This is a genomic window from Daeguia caeni (assembly GCF_042653845.1).
Taxonomy (GTDB): Bacteria; Pseudomonadota; Alphaproteobacteria; order Rhizobiales; family Rhizobiaceae; genus Brucella; species Brucella caeni.
Map to the genome: position 1 here is coordinate 43836 of NZ_JBHSEL010000126.1, position 15204 is coordinate 59039.

The following is a 15204-nucleotide window of genomic DNA, read 5'->3' on the forward strand; positions in this document are numbered from 1 at the left end:
ACAGAGTAGCCTGCCCGGCATCTGGCCGGGCAGGTTTTATCGCAGTTCCAGGAAAAGTGGGTACCGGTTTTCGTTCGGAGCTGTGAAAACAAGATGTTTGGGCAACCGGAGTTGAATTTGGAACCAGCCCTTTTCTCTTCGCCGCCATATCTGACGCTTGTCGGATGGAGTGTTGTTCTGCTGGCGATTCATATCGTTCTGCAAAGCACGCTGGCGACACGGGAACTTGGTCTTGACTGGAATGCCGGGCCACGTGACGGGGGGCTGAAGCCGCAGGGAATCCTGGCCGGACGTGCGGCGCGGGCATTCAATAATTTCCGCGAGACATATCCAGCCTTTCTGGCGCTTGCTCTGGCACTTGCGATCAGGGACAATGCGCCGGCATGGGGCATTCATGGCGCCTGGGCGTGGTTCATTTGCCGCTTTGCCTATATTCCGCTCTATCTTGCGGGCATTCCCTATATCCGTTCACTGGTCTGGCTTGGTTCAATGGCGGGATTGGCGGTCATGTTCGTGGCGCTGATCCAGTAGATTGCAGCGGATCAAAGGCATTCAGCGAGGACGCGATGCATTCCTATCTGTTTGAGCTTGCATCCTTGATGGCCATCTTCGCTCTTGCCGTCGTTTCGCCGGGTGCTGATCTGGCCATGGTGATACGCCAGTCTCTGGTACATGGACGGCGCGAGGCGGTCATCACCAGTTTCGGCATCGGCACGGCCCTGATGATGCATGTCACATATACGGTGCTTGGCCTGGGACTGATCATTTCGCAGTCCATCTATCTGTTCAATATCGTCAAATGGTGCGGTGTTGCCTATCTCGTCTTTATCGGGGTGAAGGCGCTCAAGGCTGGCACGGCAAAGATTGATGTTGAGGTGCCGGCGGTGCTGCCACGCAAAAAGCAGAGTATCGTGAAGGCCTTCAGCCTGGGTTTTGCGGCGAATGCGCTCAATCCGAAAGCCGTGTTTTTCTTCCTGTCGATCTTCTCGACGGTTGTGAGTGTTCACACACCAACCGAAGTGAAACTCGGTTATGGTATTGTCATGGCCATGACGCTGATCCTGTGGTTCGTTGGTGTGAGCTGTTTCATGACAACGCCGAAAATGCGTGCTGTCTTTACGCGGGCATCAAAATGGATCGACAGAACCAGCGGTGTTGTCTTCATCGCATTGGGGATGAAACTGGCTACGGAAAAGGCTATGTAAGCAATAGCGTCGGGTAGTCTTGGATCTCAGGATTCGCTGCTGGCAATGGTTGAGGAGACCGACAGATGAATGCTACGAAAAGGCTCATGAAGGTTACTGCGGCAACTGCCGTTGCGCTTTCGCTGTTCTCGTCGGTTGTGCAGGCTGCCTGCACGCAGAGTCGCGCCATCTATCAGGATCATGATGATACTTATGAGCTGACATTCCGGCCGCAGCAGGAAAATTCGCTTAAAATGTCACCGGCGCCAACCAATGAGTTCACCATTACGGTCAAAGACAAGCCGGAATTCAAACTGTCTGGCGTCGTTGTCTGGCCTGAGGAGGGCATTGCACGCCCCTATGCGCTGGTGACTTTCAATTGCAAGGGCAATGGGAGCAATCCTGAAGACCTGGATGATTGCAGCGTTTGGCAAAATGTCGTCTATGCACTGAAGGATGGGGCGGAGGCAGGGCTTTTGCCAAAGGGCGACGAGCCAGCAGCCCAGGCAATCCTGTTGCCGGATCTGGTGACGGCGCTCGATGGCTATGATTTCGGTGCGGCAAAACCGGAAAAGATGCTGCAATGGGAAGTATTCCGCTTTCGGGGATGTATGCCGGAAGACGAATGAAAAGGTGAAGGAATTGCATGATCCGCCTTGCGGTCATGCCGTCTGTTTGAATGAATGTGCGGATTGGTTCTGCTGATCCCAATAAGACAAGAGAAGAAGGAAAAATCGATGTCTTACGATGTGGTTGTCATCGGCACAGGCCCTGGCGGATATGTCGCCGCAATCAAGGCTGCCCAGCTTGGTCTTTCGGTTGCTGTTGTGGAAAAGCGTAAAACCTTTGGCGGCACCTGTCTCAATGTCGGCTGCATCCCGTCCAAGGCATTGCTGCATGCTTCGGAAGTCTATGCAGAAGCCGCCCATTCATTCGATGCGCTTGGCGTTGAAGTCGGCGCGCCAAAGCTCAATCTGGCCAAGATGCAGGCGCACAAGGACGCGACCGTGAAGGCCAATGTCAGTGGCGTTGAATTCCTGTTCAAGAAGAACAAGATCACCCCTTACATCGGCACCGGCAAGATCCTCGCCAAGGGCAAGGTTGCAGTGACCGCGGAAGATGGCTCGGTTCAGGAAATCGAAGCGAAGAACATCATCATTGCAACCGGTTCGGATGTGGCCGGCATTCCGGGCGTCAATGTCGAAATTGACGAGAAGGTCATCGTTTCTTCAACCGGGGCACTTGCCTTTGACAAGGTTCCGGAAAGCCTGGTCGTTGTTGGCGGCGGCGTCATTGGTCTGGAACTTGGCTCTGTCTGGTCGCGCCTTGGCGCCAAGGTTACGGTTGTCGAATATCTCGACAAGGTCCTGGGCACGATGGATGGTGAAGTCTCCAAGCAGTTCCAGCGCCTGATGGAAAAGCAGGGCATGACCTTCAAGCTGTCCGCCAAGGTTACCGCTGTTGAAAAGGCTGGCAAGGGAGCGAAGGTGACCTTCGAGCCGGTCAAGGGTGGCAATGCCGAAACCATTGAAGCCGATGCCGTTCTGATCGCAACCGGCCGCCGTCCTTACACGGATGGTCTGGGCCTGCAGGAAGCTGGCATTGCCGTTGATGAACGCGGCCGCGTGGCGATTGACGATCATTGGCGTACCAATGTCGAAGGCATTTATGCCATTGGCGACGTGGTCAAGGGCCCGATGCTGGCGCACAAGGCCGAAGACGAAGGCATTGCCGTTGCCGAAATCATTGCCGGTCAGGCCGGCCACGTGAATTTCGACGTCATTCCGGGTGTTGTCTATACGCAGCCGGAAGTGGCCTCGGTTGGCAAGACCGAAGAAGAACTGAAAGCCGCCGGTATTGAATACAAGGTCGGCAAGTTCCCATTCACCGCCAATGGTCGTGCGCGTGCCATGCTGCATACGGATGGCTTTGTGAAGATTCTGGCCGACAAGGCAACGGATCGCGTTCTGGGTGCGCATATTCTCGGTTACAATGCCGGTGAAATGATCCACGAGCTGGCCGTTCTGATGGAATTTGGCGGTTCTTCGGAAGATCTGGCCCGCACCTGCCATGCACATCCGACCATGTCGGAAGCCGTGCGTGAATCGGCCCTGGCAACCTTTGCCAAGCCGATCCACATGTAATCGGCTCTCAAATTCCAGAATGTCCAGGCCCGCTTCATGCGGGCCTTTTCCATTGGCCGTGTTCAGGCGCGCGGATGCGCCCTGTCATAGATGTCCAGCAGTCTTTGCGTATCGACGCCGGTATAGACCTGCGTGGTGGACAGGCTGGCATGGCCAAGCAGTTCCTGGATTGTGCGCAGATCTCCGTCACGGCCGAGCAGATGGGTGGCGAAGGAATGGCGCAGCGCATGGGGCGTGGCGTTGTCTGGAAGGCCAAGGGCTCCGCGCATTTTCTGCATTTCGCGCTGGATGATGGCCTGGTGCAGCACGCCGCCCCTGGCGCCGCGAAACAGCGGCTTGTCCGCTGACAGATCATAGGGACAAAGCCTGCGATATTCATTCACCGCGCGATGCACTACAGGCAATATGGGCACCAGACGTGATTTTCCGCCTTTGCCCTTGATGGTGATGGAGGCTTCTGTCGGATCACGCAGTGCATCGCCCATCAGGCCAAGCGCTTCGGAAATGCGCAGGCCGCAACCATAAAGCAGCGTCAGCACGGCGGCATTGCGCGCTGCGATCCATGGTTCTTCGGCCGTCTGACTGTCAAATTCGACCACACGTTTTGCGTCTTCGGCCGTCAGCGGTTTGGGCAGGGATTTGGGTTGGCGCGGCGCACGTATGGCGCTGGCACCGGCGGCATTGGCAAGCCCGCGCCGTTCAAGATGGCGCAGGAGTGAGCGCACGCCGGCAAGCTCCCGGCCAAGCGTTCTGGCACCTACCCCCTCATTGCGACGGCTGGCAAGGAAGGAGCGCAGATCCGCCACGCGCAGGCTGGAGACGTCTTTCAGCGCAGGCGGCTTGCCCAAGTGGCTGGTCAGGAAAATCAGGAACTGCCGCGTGTCGCGTTCATAGGCGGTGATCGTATTGGCCGACAGACGGCGCGTATCCTTCAGCGTTTTCAGCCATTCCTCACGCGCCGCGGCAAGGTCAGGCCGGGCGGGAATCAGGATTTCATTTGCTGTGGTCATGGGTCTGAGCCAGTACTTCAAACATTGTTCCGGCAGTCTGACAGGGATAAGTTACTGTCCGGTTGCATTTGACAGAGTGCAAGGCAAGTATTTTTGTTGGCGCGACGCATTGAATTCGCTAAGCGAAGAAACCAGCAAAGCCAGAAGAAGGTTCATCATGCCCGGTCTCGAAAATCCGCTCCTGCTTGCTGTCATTGGTGGAGCGCATGGCACGCGTGGCGAAGTGCGGGTAAAGCCCTTTACCGCCGATCCGCTTGCGATTGCCGATTATGGTCTGCTCTATGACAAGCAGGGCAGAAGCTATGAAATCCTTGAGGTGCGCCCGTCCAAGAAGGTCGTGATCGTGCGCTTCAAGGGCATCAATGACCGCAATGCGGCTGAACTGCTGAATGGGATGGAGCTGTTCATCGACCGCTCGCAGCTTCCCGATGATGAGCTGGAAGAAGATGAATATTACCAGACTGACCTGATCGGGTTGGAAGCCTTTGATGCGACGGGCAAGTCGTGGGGAGTGATCAGTGCGCTGTTTGACTTTGGCGGCGGCGATCTGATAGAGCTTACCGAAAAAGGCAAGCGTCCGATGCTGATCCCCTTCACTGAAGCTGCCGTGCCGGAAATCGATTTTGAAAAGGGAACGATTCTGGTCGAACCCTATGCCGCTGGTCTGATTTCGGATGACGATATTGAAGAAGAGCGTCGACTGGGCAAGAAGCCGGGCAAGGCATGACATCACAGGCTGGAAACAATGCAGGCAAGGACGCATTTCATGCTTCCGTTCTGACCCTTTACCCGGAAATGTTTCCGGGGCCGCTTGGCATTTCGCTGGCAGGCAAGGCCCTGAATGAAGGCTTATGGAAGCTTGACACCGTGCAGATCCGTGATTTTGCCCAAGACAGGCATCGCATGGTCGATGACACGCCGTCTGGCGGCGGAGCGGGCATGGTGATGAAGGCCGATGTCGTTGCACGTGCGCTGGATTCGGTTGCCGATGAGCGGCCGATGCTGCTGATGACGCCGCGCGGCAAGCGGCTGACGCAGGGCCGTGTGCGCGAACTGGCTGATGGCCCCGGCGCAATCATTCTGTGCGGACGTTTCGAAGGCGTTGATGAACGCGTGATCGAGGCCCGCAATCTCGAAGAAGTGTCGATTGGCGATTACATCCTGTCTGGTGGCGAGACAGCGGCCATAGTCCTGCTCGATGCGGTCGTGCGGCTTATTCCGGGGGTGATGGGCAATCGGGAATCGGGCGAGACGGAAAGCTTTGAAACCGGGCTTCTGGAACATCCGCATTATACCCGTCCGCAGGTATGGGAGGGGCGGTCGATCCCTGAGGTACTGACATCGGGCAATCATGGAGCGATCGCAAAATGGCGTCTGGAACAATCAGAGCGCATCACAAGGGAGCGCCGACCGGATCTCTGGGCGGCTTATGAGAGGAGCAAACAAAAGTGAATCTGATCCAGCGTCTGGAAAGTCTGTCACTGGCGCTGATGGCGCTCGGTGCCTATTGGGTGAGTGGTGCAAGCTGGTGGCTGTTTGCCATTTTCATTCTGGCGCCGGATCTGTCCTTCCTTGCCTATCTGAAAGATGCCCGGTTCGGGGCCATCATCTATAATATCTGCCATAGCTGGATTGGTGTTGTGCTTCTGGCTGTACTTGGCTGGTTCATGAGCTGGCCGATCTGCCATTTGCTTGCGCTGATCTGGGCGGTGCATATCGGCGTTGATCGCGCACTTGGCTTTGGGTTGAAATATGATACCGGCTTCCGCGATACGCATCTTGGCAGGATTGGCAGATAGGATACGGAAAGCACGCTTTTGCTGCTGTCTATTGATTCATGCGCGGCAATGGTGTATTGCCCCGGCCAGTTGGGTCACGTCCCGACATCCGCAAACCAATAAATGGTGTAACGCTCCTGCCTGAATGGCATAGTCGAACGGCGATCAATGCTGGGCGACAAGCGTAGAGCGCTCTGGCTGTTTGAAAAGAACTCAAGAAGGAGTACGACGATGACCGATATCATTCGTCAGCTTGAAGCCGAACAGGCAGCAAAGATCGAAGCAAAGCGCAAGCTTCCGGATTTCCAGCCAGGTGACACGGTTCGTGTTCAGGTTCGCGTTACCGAAGGTTCGCGTACCCGCGTTCAGGCCTATGAAGGCGTCTGCATTGCCCGTTCGGGTGCTGGCATCAACGAAAACTTCACCGTTCGCAAGATTTCCTACGGCGAAGGCGTTGAACGCGTATTCCCGGTCTACTCGCCGATCGTTGAAGGCGTTGAAGTTGTCCGTCGCGGTAAGGTACGCCGTGCGAAGCTTTACTACTTGCGTGGTCTGACTGGTAAGGCTGCCCGTATTTCCGAGAAGAAGGACAACCGCACCAAGGCTGAACGCGAAGGTGACAGAAAGGCCGCTGCTGCAGCTGCTGCCGCCAAGGACGCTGCTGAATAAGTCTCAGGCGTTGCCTGACTTTCAGTTTTCATGAAGGGCGGCCTTGGCCGCCCTTTTTCTCGCATGGCTGACATGATCCGTGCGGTCTTGCCGTGGACCGATCCATCTTGTCAGGATGTGCCAGAGCAGTTCCAGGAAAAGTGGGAACCGGTTTTCCGTCCGGAACTGCGGGAAAACAACATGTCAGAGCAATTCAGCTTTTCATTGGAAATCTGGATTGCTCCGGGACGGAAGCAAATGCCATGGCGGCCGGGCCGTGATGGCGTTTTAACAGGATTTCGTACCGAAATCTGGCTTTTGCGCAAGATTATTGCTGCGACACCCTGTTCCTCTTGCTATTTCTTGACGAAAGCACCATCTCGGTGCATAGACGGCCAGATTTCAGAATCGTTCAAAGGACGACCGTAATGAGCGCGACGCGTACACTTTATGACAAGATTTGGGACGACCATGTTGTGGATCAGCAGGAAGATGGTACCTGCCTCCTTTATATTGATCGTCATCTTGTCCACGAAGTGACTAGCCCACAGGCTTTCGAGGGCCTGCGCATGTCAGGCCGTAAAGTGCGTCATCCTGAAAAGACGCTGGCGGTGGTCGACCACAATGTGCCGACCTCGCCAGATCGCTTTAACGGCATCAAGAACGAGGAAAGCCGCATTCAGGTTGAAGCGCTTGCCAAGAACGCTGCCGATTTCGGCATTGAATATTATTCCGAGCGTGACCACCGTCAGGGTGTCGTGCACATCGTCGGACCGGAGCAGGGCTTCACCCTGCCGGGCATGACCATCGTCTGCGGCGACAGCCATACCTCGACCCATGGTGCCTTTGGTTCGCTTGCCCATGGTATCGGCACGTCGGAAGTGGAACATGTTCTGGCAACCCAGACCCTGATCCAGAAAAAGGCCAAGAACATGCTGGTGCGTGTGAATGGCCATGTGGCTCCGGGTGTCACTGCCAAGGACATAGCGCTTGCCATCATTGGCGAAATCGGCACGGCTGGCGGTACCGGCTATGTGATCGAATATGCCGGTGATGCGATCCGCGCCCTGTCGATGGAAGGCCGCATGACGGTCTGCAACATGTCGATCGAAGGTGGTGCGCGCGCTGGCCTGATTGCGCCGGACGAAATCACCTTTGCCTATATCAAGGACAGGCCGCGTGCGCCGAAGGGCGAGGCCTTTGAACAGGCTGTTGCCTATTGGCGGACGTTGAAGTCCGACGAGGGTGCGCATTTCGACAAGATTGTCGATATTGACGCCACCAAGATCACGCCGATCGTCTCCTGGGGCTCATCGCCGGAAGACGTTGTCTCGGTGACGGGCGTTGTGCCGAATCCGGATGAAATCGAGGATGAAACCAAGCGCGCATCCAAGTGGCGCGCGCTGGAATATATGGGCCTGAAGCCGGGCACCAAGATGACCGACATCAAGATCGATCGCGTCTTCATCGGTTCCTGCACCAATGGCCGCATTGAAGACCTGCGCGATGCAGCCCGCATGGCCAAGGGCAAGAAGGTTGCGCCTGGCGTCAATGCGATGATCGTTCCGGGTTCGGGTCTGGTCAAGGCGCAGGCAGAGGCCGAAGGTCTGGACAAGATCTTCATCGAAGCCGGTTTTGAATGGCGTGAGCCGGGCTGCTCCATGTGCCTTGCCATGAACGATGACCGCCTGAAGCCGGGCGAGCGTTGCGCGTCGACCTCGAATCGTAACTTCGAGGGCCGTCAGGGCTTCAAGGGACGCACTCATCTGGTATCGCCAGCCATGGCAGCGGCTGCCGCAATTGCCGGCCATTTCGTCGATATTCGCGAGTGGAACTGATCTGCCCGTAACGGGAACTTGCGGGCCGCCGAAGCGTTTCGGCGGCCTTTTTCTTTGCATTCAGGTTCTGCTGCACGCGGAAAATCGCGCTTTACCTTTCTCGCATCAGCCGACTACTATCGCGTTGCACTTGTTTGCGTCGCATCCAGTCATTGGTCAGCACGCGGAAAACAACAGGGAAAATACGATGACCAAAGAGCATGCCGTCGATATTGCGAAACTTCATCTGCGTGATGCGCATGAATTTGCGCCTCTGCTTGCCAATTATGCGCAGGCCTTGAAGCGTGGCGCACCGCGCCGCCCCGACGATTTTTATGCCGAGCATCTTTTGCAGGATCGTGTGGCGGAAATCCTTGGCGCGCGTGTTGATGGCGAACTGGTCGGCTTTGTCATCTATTACGATCTGCCGGAGCCGGTCACCGGCCTGCGCGCCGGTCAGGTCGATCATATTTACGTCAATCATGAGCATCGTGGCAAAGGCATTGCCAAGGCACTGATTGATGTGCTGGCAGACAAGGCGGAAGAACGCAGCTGGTCGAAGCTGATCCTCAATGCGCCACGCGTTCCGGAGGATGGTCGCAAGCTTTATGAGCAGATTGCAACGGCTGCCGACTGGTCGAGCTTTGTGATTCGATTCGGCAATTAGGCCGGATAATAAAAGCTGATGATTTTATTCATGTTTTTCTGTTTCCGGTGTTCAATCGTTTGAATGCCGGAACTGGGGATTTTTCTATCTTCAGGTGCGACTAAATGCTAGGCTTTTGATGAAAAGCCTCTTTGACGTCGTGGAGAAAGCGAAGTAGAAAGCGCCAGATAGGTCGTATGTCACGACCGGCCTGTGTCATGGGTCGCGCCGTCTCGGAGTGGAGAAACTCCAGGGTCAGTTCGATCGTCGAGCCGGTAACGGGAAATGTCTCCCCGGTTTGGTCGCAGATCTGTGCAGGGCAAGATGCAATCGGGGAAAAACGTCAGGTAAGCCATGTCTCAACCGACCGTTACACGCCAGCGTCCATTGTCGCCGCATGTGTCCATCTACCGGTGGCCCATCACCATGGCAATGTCCATTCTTCACCGCGTTACTGGTGGCGCGCTTTATGTTGGCACCTTGCTCTTGGCAGCATGGCTTGTTTCTGCTGCAGCCAGCGAAGAATGCTTCAATACTGTCAATGCGCTGTTCTCGTCCTTCATAGGCCGTCTCGTTCTGTTTGGCTATACCTGGGCATTGCTGCACCATCTTGTCGGCGGCATTCGTCACTTCATCTGGGATACGGGCGCGGCGCTTGAAAAGCATACTGCTTCCAAGATTGCGTGGGCTTCCATTGTTATTTCCGTAGTCGCCACGATCCTCATCTGGATTGTTGCCTATTCGGTGCGCTAAGAGGACTGTTTTCATGAGCGGTTTGAATAAGGATATGCGCACGCCACTTGGCAAGGTTCGCGGTCTTGGCTCGGCCAAGGAGGGAACCGGCCATTTCTGGCTTCAGCGCCTGAGTGCGGTCGCACTTGTTCCTCTGGTTCTGTTTTTCATCGGTCTGGTGGTTTCGCTGAATGGCGCAAGCTATGCGGAAGTCCGGGCTGCTCTCTCGCATCCCTTTACCGCTATTGTCATGACGCTGTTCATCCTGACCGGCGTTTATCACATGCGCCTGGGCATGCAGGTCATTATCGAAGATTATGTGCATAGCGAAGGCATGAAGATCGTCGCAGTGATGCTGAACACCTTCTTTGCGGTGGTGATTGGTTTCGCCTGTGTCTTTGCGATCCTCAAGCTCAGCTTCGGAGGTTGATAGCCCGATGGCTAGTGCAGAAAAAATGGCGGCTCCGGCTGCGGGCGGCAAAGCCTATACCTTTGTCGATCACAAGTTTGATGTTGTCGTGGTTGGTGCTGGCGGTGCCGGCCTTCGTGCCACCCTCGGCATGGCCGAGCAGGGCCTGAAAACGGCCTGTATCACCAAGGTCTTCCCGACCCGTTCGCACACTGTTGCGGCACAGGGCGGTATTGCCGCCTCGCTGCGCAATATGGGCCCTGACCACTGGCAGTGGCACATGTACGATACGGTGAAGGGTTCGGACTGGCTGGGTGATACCGATGCGATGGAATATCTCGCCCGTGAAGCGCCTGCTGCCGTTTACGAGCTTGAACATTACGGCGTGCCGTTCTCACGTACCGAAGATGGCAAGATCTATCAGCGCCCGTTCGGCGGTCATATGCAGAACTTCGGCGATGGTCCTCCGGTACAGCGCACCTGTGCTGCTGCCGACCGTACCGGCCACGCAATCCTGCATACGCTCTATGGTCAATCGCTCAAGAACAATGCGCAGTTTTTCATCGAGTATTTTGCGCTTGACCTGATCATGACCGACGGTGTGTGCACTGGCGTGATCGCATGGAACCTTGATGACGGCACGATCCATCGCTTTGCCGCCAAGATGGTGGTTCTGGCGACGGGTGGCTATGGCCGCGCCTATTTCTCGGCAACCTCCGCCCATACCTGCACCGGCGACGGTGGCGGCATGGTGGCACGTACAGGCCTGCCGCTGCAGGACATGGAATTTGTTCAGTTCCACCCGACCGGCATTTATGGTGCAGGCTGCCTGATCACCGAAGGTGCGCGCGGTGAAGGTGGTTATCTGGTCAATTCCGAAGGCGAACGTTTCATGGAGCGCTATGCGCCTTCCGCCAAGGATCTTGCCTCGCGTGACGTTGTCTCGCGCTGCATGACCATGGAAATCCGTGCCGGCCGCGGCGTTGGCAAGAACAAGGACCACATCTACCTGCATCTGGATCACCTCGATCCAGCCGTTCTGCATGAACGCCTGCCAGGCATTTCCGAATCGGCCAAGATCTTTGCCGGCGTTGATGTGACCAAGGAGCCGATCCCGGTTCTGCCGACGGTTCACTACAATATGGGCGGCATTCCGACCAACTATTGGGGTGAAGTGCTGAACCCGACCGCGGATGATCCGGATCGCGTCCAGCCGGGCCTGATGGCTGTTGGTGAAGCCGGCTGCGCTTCGGTTCACGGTGCAAACCGTCTTGGTTCGAACTCGCTGATCGACCTTGTCGTGTTCGGCCGTGCGGCCGCAATCCGCGCCGGTCAGGTCATCGACCGCAAGTCGAAGATCCCGGACATCAACGAAGCCGAAAGCGAAAAGATCATGGATCGTTTCGACCGTCTTCGTTACGCCAATGGCTCGACGCCGACGGCAGTGCTGCGTGAAAAGATGCAGCGCACCATGCAGGAAGATGCAGCCGTGTTCCGTACCGAGGAATCGCTCAAGCAGGGTTGCGAGCGCATGGAAAAGCTCTGGCATGAGCTGCCGGACATCAAGGTCACCGACCGCTCGATGATCTGGAACTCCGATCTGGTGGAAACGCTGGAACTGCACAATCTGATGGCCAACGCCATCACGACCGTTGTTTCGGCCGAAGCCCGTCATGAAAGCCGCGGCGCACATGCGCGTGAGGACTATCCGGAACGCGATGACGTCAACTGGCGCAAGCATACGCTGGCCTGGCTGTCGCCAGACGGCAAGGTAACCCTTGGCTATCGTGGTGTTCACCTCGATCCGCTCACGCCGGAAGAGGAAGGTGGCATTAGCCTGGCCAAGATTGCGCCGAAGAAGCGCGTTTACTAATCGAGGGAAAGAGCAATGGTTGAAATCGCACTTCCCAAGAATTCCCGCCCGAAAGAGGGCAAGACCTGGCCGCGTCCGGATGGCGCAAAGCGGGTAACGGAATTCCGTATCTATCGCTGGTCGCCAGATGATGACGAAAATCCGCGTATCGACACCTATTTTGTCGATCGTGACGATTGCGGTCCGATGGTGCTGGACGGTCTGCTCTATATCAAGAACAAGATCGATCCGACGCTGACGCTGCGCCGTTCGTGCCGTGAAGGTATTTGTGGCTCCTGCGCCATGAATATTGACGGCTCGAACACGCTCGCCTGCACCAAGGGCATGGATGACATCAAGGGGCCGATCAAGGTCTATCCGCTGCCGCACATGCCGGTGGTGAAGGATCTTGTTCCAGACCTCAACCACTTCTATGCCCAGCACCGTTCGATCGAGCCTTGGCTCAAGACGGTTTCGCCGGAACCGCAGAAGGAATGGCTGCAGAGCCATGAAGACCGTCAGAAACTCGACGGTCTTTATGAGTGCATCCTGTGCGCCTGCTGCTCCACCTCCTGCCCAAGCTACTGGTGGAATGGCGACCGCTATCTTGGCCCGGCTGTCCTGCTGCAGGCCTATCGTTGGCTGATCGACAGCCGCGACGAAGCCAAGGGCGAACGTCTGGACAATCTGGAAGATCCGTTCCGTCTGTATCGCTGCCATACGATCATGAACTGCGCGCAGACCTGCCCGAAGGGATTGAACCCGGCCAAGGCGATTGCCGAAATCAAGAAGATGATGGTCGAGCGCCGCGTGTAAGCGTGGCAACAGTCCAGAAAGAAATTGAAAGGGGAAGGTCATGCCTTCCCCTTTTGCTTTTGCCAATGAAGTCTGTTGCTCATGCTGCGTTTCTGTCTGCCGCGATGAGCTTGCCCTTCTTCTTCCATCCGAGCAGATTTTTTAAATATGTCGAAGGATGCTCTGAGGGCTCAAGCATATAGGCTTCAATGTTTCCAGCATGCCAAGGTCGCGCGCCTTTCATGATGCGGCGCTGCTCGGCATGGAACCTGTCGTGGAATGTGGCGACTGGGTGGGCTATGACCGTAATGGCAAGCCGGGCCTGATCCGCATTATCAATCCCGATTATCATGCCGCCTTCGTGTTCGATCCGGACGGCCAGAATAGTGAGGCGGTCTATCCTTTGCCGGAAGGATCAGTCTCCTGCGGTCTTGAAATCAGATAGCAGCACGTCGGACAGCAATGGGCTGCAAATTCCTTGAATTCCTGGTGTTTCGGGTCAAAAACGGGTATCCGTCACGATCGGCCTGCCTCAATGCTGTAGCATAGGGTTTTCCGTTGCGGCTTGCCGTGTCTTGCAGGGCGTTGAAGTGCTGCTCTACCGCCTGCATGTTTCTGCTGTCATGTCCGGTCGGAAACGGAAAAGCACGATATGGCGTATCGTGCCGGACCGTAGGAAGGGTGAGGAAAGCCGCGGGCCAATCCTGCCGAGCACCGACAGAGCTGACCCGCGTCCCTCGACATTCATCCCAAAGTTGGAAGGCTAGAGCGCCTGTCCTTGCAACAGCTTCGGTGTGTCGCCGGCAATGCCTGCCGCCTGCTTAATGAAATAGGATTTCAGGCGCGGCATGCGGTCGACAAGCCCCAGACCAAAATCGCGAATGGTGCGGATGGCTGCATTGTCATTGGAAAACAGCCGGGTGAGGATGTCTGTGGTAACTCCCATCTGTACCGTATCGAAACGGCGCCACGACTGATAGCGCTCCAGTGCGGCAAGCGAGCCGATATCAAGGCCAAGACGATCGGTTTCGACGATGACTTCGGCAATGGCTGCGGCATCGCGGAAACCGAGATTGAGGCCTTGTCCGGCAATCGGATGCATGCGATGGGCGGCATCGCCGATAAGGGCAAAGCGCGGCTTCACATATTCGCGCACCAGTGTCAGGCCAAGCGGAAAGGCCTGACGTGGGCCTTCGACCCGAATCGCGCCCAGACGATGGCCAAAACGCTGTTCCAGCTCTGCCTCAAACACAAAATCATCGCTCCTGACCAGACGTTCTGCATCCGCAGTCCGCTCTGTCCAGACCAGCGAGCTGCGATTGCCCTTGAGTGGCAGAATGGCGAAGGGGCCTGATGGCAGGAAATGTTCATCAGCTCGGCCACCATGCGGCTTTTCGTGTGACACGGTGCAGACAATGCCGGATTGGTCATAGTCCCATTTGACGGTCTTGATGCCGGCCTGATCGCGCAGACGCGAGCGTGCGCCATCGGCTGCAAGCAGAAGCCTTGCTTCATATTCCTTTCCATTCGACAGATGGACGGAAATGGATTCATTGTGCGTTGCAAACCGTTCCGCGCTGACGCCCGGAATGAATGGAATGCCAAGCTCTTCCGCCTTGCGGTGCAGGCTGGCATTCAGCACACGGTTTTCGACCATATGGGCGAAAGGCTCGCCGGGCTTCACTTCGCCCTCAAAGGTCAGAAAGACCGGACGGACCGGATCGCTGACGCGCGAATCGGTGATCACCATTTCCGTTATCGGCTGCGCATCGGGCAGGACATCCTGCCAGCAGCCCAGCGTGTTGAGCATGTTGGCTGGTGCGGCTGCAATTGCCGAGGCGCGTGGATCGTTTTTCCATCTGCCGTCCGGAGCGCCATCTACGACCACCACGGACAGATGTGGTGCGCCCGTCTTGATTGCAATTGCGGTGACCAGGCCGACATAGGCACCGCCAGCGACGAGAATGTCGCATTTCTGGGGGGCTGGGTTGCGAACCATGTTTTATTCCTTTCCGGACAGATCCGTCGGGTGATGTTTTGGCACGAATTGATCGTGTTGAAAGCCCCCCTTTTTGACGCGGGGTAAGGAGGCGCGTCCTGTCCCATGTTTAAGCCGACTTGACAGTTTTCACCAGCCCGGTTCAAACAGGCACGCGTGGGAGACGGAAATAGATCATTGCGTCAGGGAG

General features: G+C 56.5%; 18 protein-coding genes. 16 read left to right on the plus strand and 2 right to left on the minus strand.

Annotation, left to right across the window (positions count from 1 at the left end; all coding sequences use genetic code 11):
* Positions 1 to 117: 117 nt before the first annotated feature.
* From ACFO1V_RS15020 to lpdA, 4 genes are all read left to right on the plus strand, one after another.
* Entirely contained in the window at positions 118 to 531 is a 414-nt protein-coding gene (locus ACFO1V_RS15020) for an MAPEG family protein (RefSeq protein WP_374830633.1), read from the plus strand.
* Positions 532 to 566: 35 nt separating this feature from the next.
* Positions 567 to 1205 (plus strand): LysE family translocator, encoded by a 639-nt coding sequence (locus tag ACFO1V_RS15025; protein WP_374830635.1) that lies wholly within the window; start codon positions 567 to 569, stop codon positions 1203 to 1205.
* 65 nt (positions 1206 to 1270) lie between these two features.
* Complete coding sequence (locus tag ACFO1V_RS15030) at positions 1271 to 1813, plus strand: hypothetical protein (protein WP_374830637.1); 543 nt, start codon at positions 1271 to 1273, stop codon at positions 1811 to 1813.
* Positions 1814 to 1921: 108 nt separating this feature from the next.
* Positions 1922 to 3328, plus strand: coding sequence for a dihydrolipoyl dehydrogenase (lpdA, locus tag ACFO1V_RS15035; RefSeq protein ID WP_374830639.1), 1407 nt, complete (start codon positions 1922 to 1924; stop codon positions 3326 to 3328).
* 62 nt (positions 3329 to 3390) lie between these two features.
* Here the strand turns inward: lpdA and ACFO1V_RS15040 are convergent, their stop codons facing one another.
* Entirely contained in the window at positions 3391 to 4338 is a 948-nt protein-coding gene (locus tag ACFO1V_RS15040) for a tyrosine recombinase XerC (RefSeq protein ID WP_374830641.1), read from the minus strand.
* Positions 4339 to 4495: 157 nt separating this feature from the next.
* Between ACFO1V_RS15040 and rimM the strand changes: the two genes are divergently transcribed.
* From rimM to ACFO1V_RS15100, 12 genes are all read left to right on the plus strand, one after another.
* Positions 4496 to 5065 carry a ribosome maturation factor RimM gene (gene rimM / locus ACFO1V_RS15045; RefSeq protein ID WP_374830643.1) on the plus strand — a complete coding sequence of 190 codons (570 nt, stop codon included), beginning with the start codon at positions 4496 to 4498 and terminating at the stop codon, positions 5063 to 5065.
* A complete protein-coding gene (gene trmD, locus ACFO1V_RS15050; RefSeq protein ID WP_374830645.1) occupies positions 5062 to 5790 on the plus strand; it encodes a tRNA (guanosine(37)-N1)-methyltransferase TrmD in 729 nt (242 codons plus the stop codon). The genes rimM and trmD overlap by 4 nt, the downstream gene beginning before the upstream one ends.
* The gene (locus tag ACFO1V_RS15055; protein ID WP_374830647.1) at positions 5787 to 6137 is read left to right on the plus strand and encodes a DUF4260 domain-containing protein; all 351 of its coding nucleotides are present in this window, start codon (positions 5787 to 5789) and stop codon (positions 6135 to 6137) included. The genes trmD and ACFO1V_RS15055 overlap by 4 nt, the downstream gene beginning before the upstream one ends.
* A gap of 210 nt (positions 6138 to 6347) precedes the next feature.
* Complete coding sequence (gene rplS, locus ACFO1V_RS15060) at positions 6348 to 6785, plus strand: 50S ribosomal protein L19 (RefSeq protein WP_374830649.1); 438 nt, start codon at positions 6348 to 6350, stop codon at positions 6783 to 6785.
* A 30-nt stretch (positions 6786 to 6815) separates the two neighbouring features.
* Entirely contained in the window at positions 6816 to 7193 is a 378-nt protein-coding gene (locus ACFO1V_RS15065; RefSeq protein ID WP_374830651.1) for a hypothetical protein, read from the plus strand.
* Complete coding sequence (leuC, locus tag ACFO1V_RS15070) at positions 7193 to 8602, plus strand: 3-isopropylmalate dehydratase large subunit (protein ID WP_374830653.1); 1410 nt, start codon at positions 7193 to 7195, stop codon at positions 8600 to 8602. The genes ACFO1V_RS15065 and leuC overlap by 1 nt, the downstream gene beginning before the upstream one ends.
* 187 nt (positions 8603 to 8789) lie before the next feature.
* Positions 8790 to 9248: a GNAT family N-acetyltransferase gene (locus tag ACFO1V_RS15075; protein ID WP_374830655.1), complete on the plus strand. Its 459-nt coding sequence runs from the start codon at positions 8790 to 8792 to the stop codon at positions 9246 to 9248.
* A 333-nt stretch (positions 9249 to 9581) separates the two neighbouring features.
* Entirely contained in the window at positions 9582 to 9980 is a 399-nt protein-coding gene (gene sdhC / locus ACFO1V_RS15080) for a succinate dehydrogenase, cytochrome b556 subunit (RefSeq protein WP_374830657.1), read from the plus strand.
* Positions 9981 to 9993: 13 nt separating this feature from the next.
* The gene (sdhD, locus tag ACFO1V_RS15085; RefSeq protein WP_374830659.1) at positions 9994 to 10389 is read left to right on the plus strand and encodes a succinate dehydrogenase, hydrophobic membrane anchor protein; all 396 of its coding nucleotides are present in this window, start codon (positions 9994 to 9996) and stop codon (positions 10387 to 10389) included.
* 7 nt (positions 10390 to 10396) lie between these two features.
* On the plus strand, positions 10397 to 12241 hold the full coding sequence (sdhA, locus tag ACFO1V_RS15090) for a succinate dehydrogenase flavoprotein subunit (RefSeq protein ID WP_374830661.1): 1845 nt from the start codon (positions 10397 to 10399) through the stop codon (positions 12239 to 12241).
* Between the two features lie 15 nt (positions 12242 to 12256).
* Positions 12257 to 13036 (plus strand): succinate dehydrogenase iron-sulfur subunit, encoded by a 780-nt coding sequence (locus ACFO1V_RS15095; RefSeq protein WP_374830663.1) that lies wholly within the window; start codon positions 12257 to 12259, stop codon positions 13034 to 13036.
* Between the two features lie 199 nt (positions 13037 to 13235).
* Positions 13236 to 13460, plus strand: coding sequence for a VOC family protein (locus ACFO1V_RS15100; RefSeq protein WP_374830665.1), 225 nt, complete (start codon positions 13236 to 13238; stop codon positions 13458 to 13460).
* 318 nt (positions 13461 to 13778) lie between these two features.
* Here the strand turns inward: ACFO1V_RS15100 and ACFO1V_RS15105 are convergent, their stop codons facing one another.
* Positions 13779 to 15014: a ubiquinone biosynthesis hydroxylase gene (locus ACFO1V_RS15105; RefSeq protein WP_374830667.1), complete on the minus strand. Its 1236-nt coding sequence runs from the start codon at positions 15012 to 15014 to the stop codon at positions 13779 to 13781.
* Between the last annotated feature and the right edge of the window lie 190 nt (positions 15015 to 15204).

Excerpts from the sequence above, each read along its gene's own strand:
- rimM (WP_374830643.1), top strand. The coding sequence starts at position 4,496 with ATGCCCGGTCTCGAAAATCCGCTCCTGCTTGCTGTCATTGGTGGAGCG.
- rplS (WP_374830649.1), top strand. The coding sequence starts at position 6,348 with ATGACCGATATCATTCGTCAGCTTGAAGCCGAACAGGCAGCAAAGATC.
- ACFO1V_RS15065 (WP_374830651.1), top strand. The coding sequence starts at position 6,816 with ATGAAGGGCGGCCTTGGCCGCCCTTTTTCTCGCATGGCTGACATGATC.
- sdhD (WP_374830659.1), top strand. The coding sequence starts at position 9,994 with ATGAGCGGTTTGAATAAGGATATGCGCACGCCACTTGGCAAGGTTCGC.
- lpdA (WP_374830639.1), top strand. The coding sequence starts at position 1,922 with ATGTCTTACGATGTGGTTGTCATCGGCACAGGCCCTGGCGGATATGTC.
- ACFO1V_RS15100 (WP_374830665.1), top strand. The coding sequence starts at position 13,236 with ATGCCAAGGTCGCGCGCCTTTCATGATGCGGCGCTGCTCGGCATGGAA.
- sdhA (WP_374830661.1), top strand. The coding sequence starts at position 10,397 with ATGGCTAGTGCAGAAAAAATGGCGGCTCCGGCTGCGGGCGGCAAAGCC.
- ACFO1V_RS15075 (WP_374830655.1), top strand. The coding sequence starts at position 8,790 with ATGACCAAAGAGCATGCCGTCGATATTGCGAAACTTCATCTGCGTGAT.
- ACFO1V_RS15105 (WP_374830667.1), bottom strand. The coding sequence starts at position 15,014 with ATGGTTCGCAACCCAGCCCCCCAGAAATGCGACATTCTCGTCGCTGGC.
- ACFO1V_RS15095 (WP_374830663.1), top strand. The coding sequence starts at position 12,257 with ATGGTTGAAATCGCACTTCCCAAGAATTCCCGCCCGAAAGAGGGCAAG.
- ACFO1V_RS15030 (WP_374830637.1), top strand. The coding sequence starts at position 1,271 with ATGAATGCTACGAAAAGGCTCATGAAGGTTACTGCGGCAACTGCCGTT.
- sdhC (WP_374830657.1), top strand. The coding sequence starts at position 9,582 with ATGTCTCAACCGACCGTTACACGCCAGCGTCCATTGTCGCCGCATGTG.
- ACFO1V_RS15025 (WP_374830635.1), top strand. The coding sequence starts at position 567 with ATGCATTCCTATCTGTTTGAGCTTGCATCCTTGATGGCCATCTTCGCT.
- leuC (WP_374830653.1), top strand. The coding sequence starts at position 7,193 with ATGAGCGCGACGCGTACACTTTATGACAAGATTTGGGACGACCATGTT.
- ACFO1V_RS15040 (WP_374830641.1), bottom strand. The coding sequence starts at position 4,338 with ATGACCACAGCAAATGAAATCCTGATTCCCGCCCGGCCTGACCTTGCC.
- trmD (WP_374830645.1), top strand. The coding sequence starts at position 5,062 with ATGACATCACAGGCTGGAAACAATGCAGGCAAGGACGCATTTCATGCT.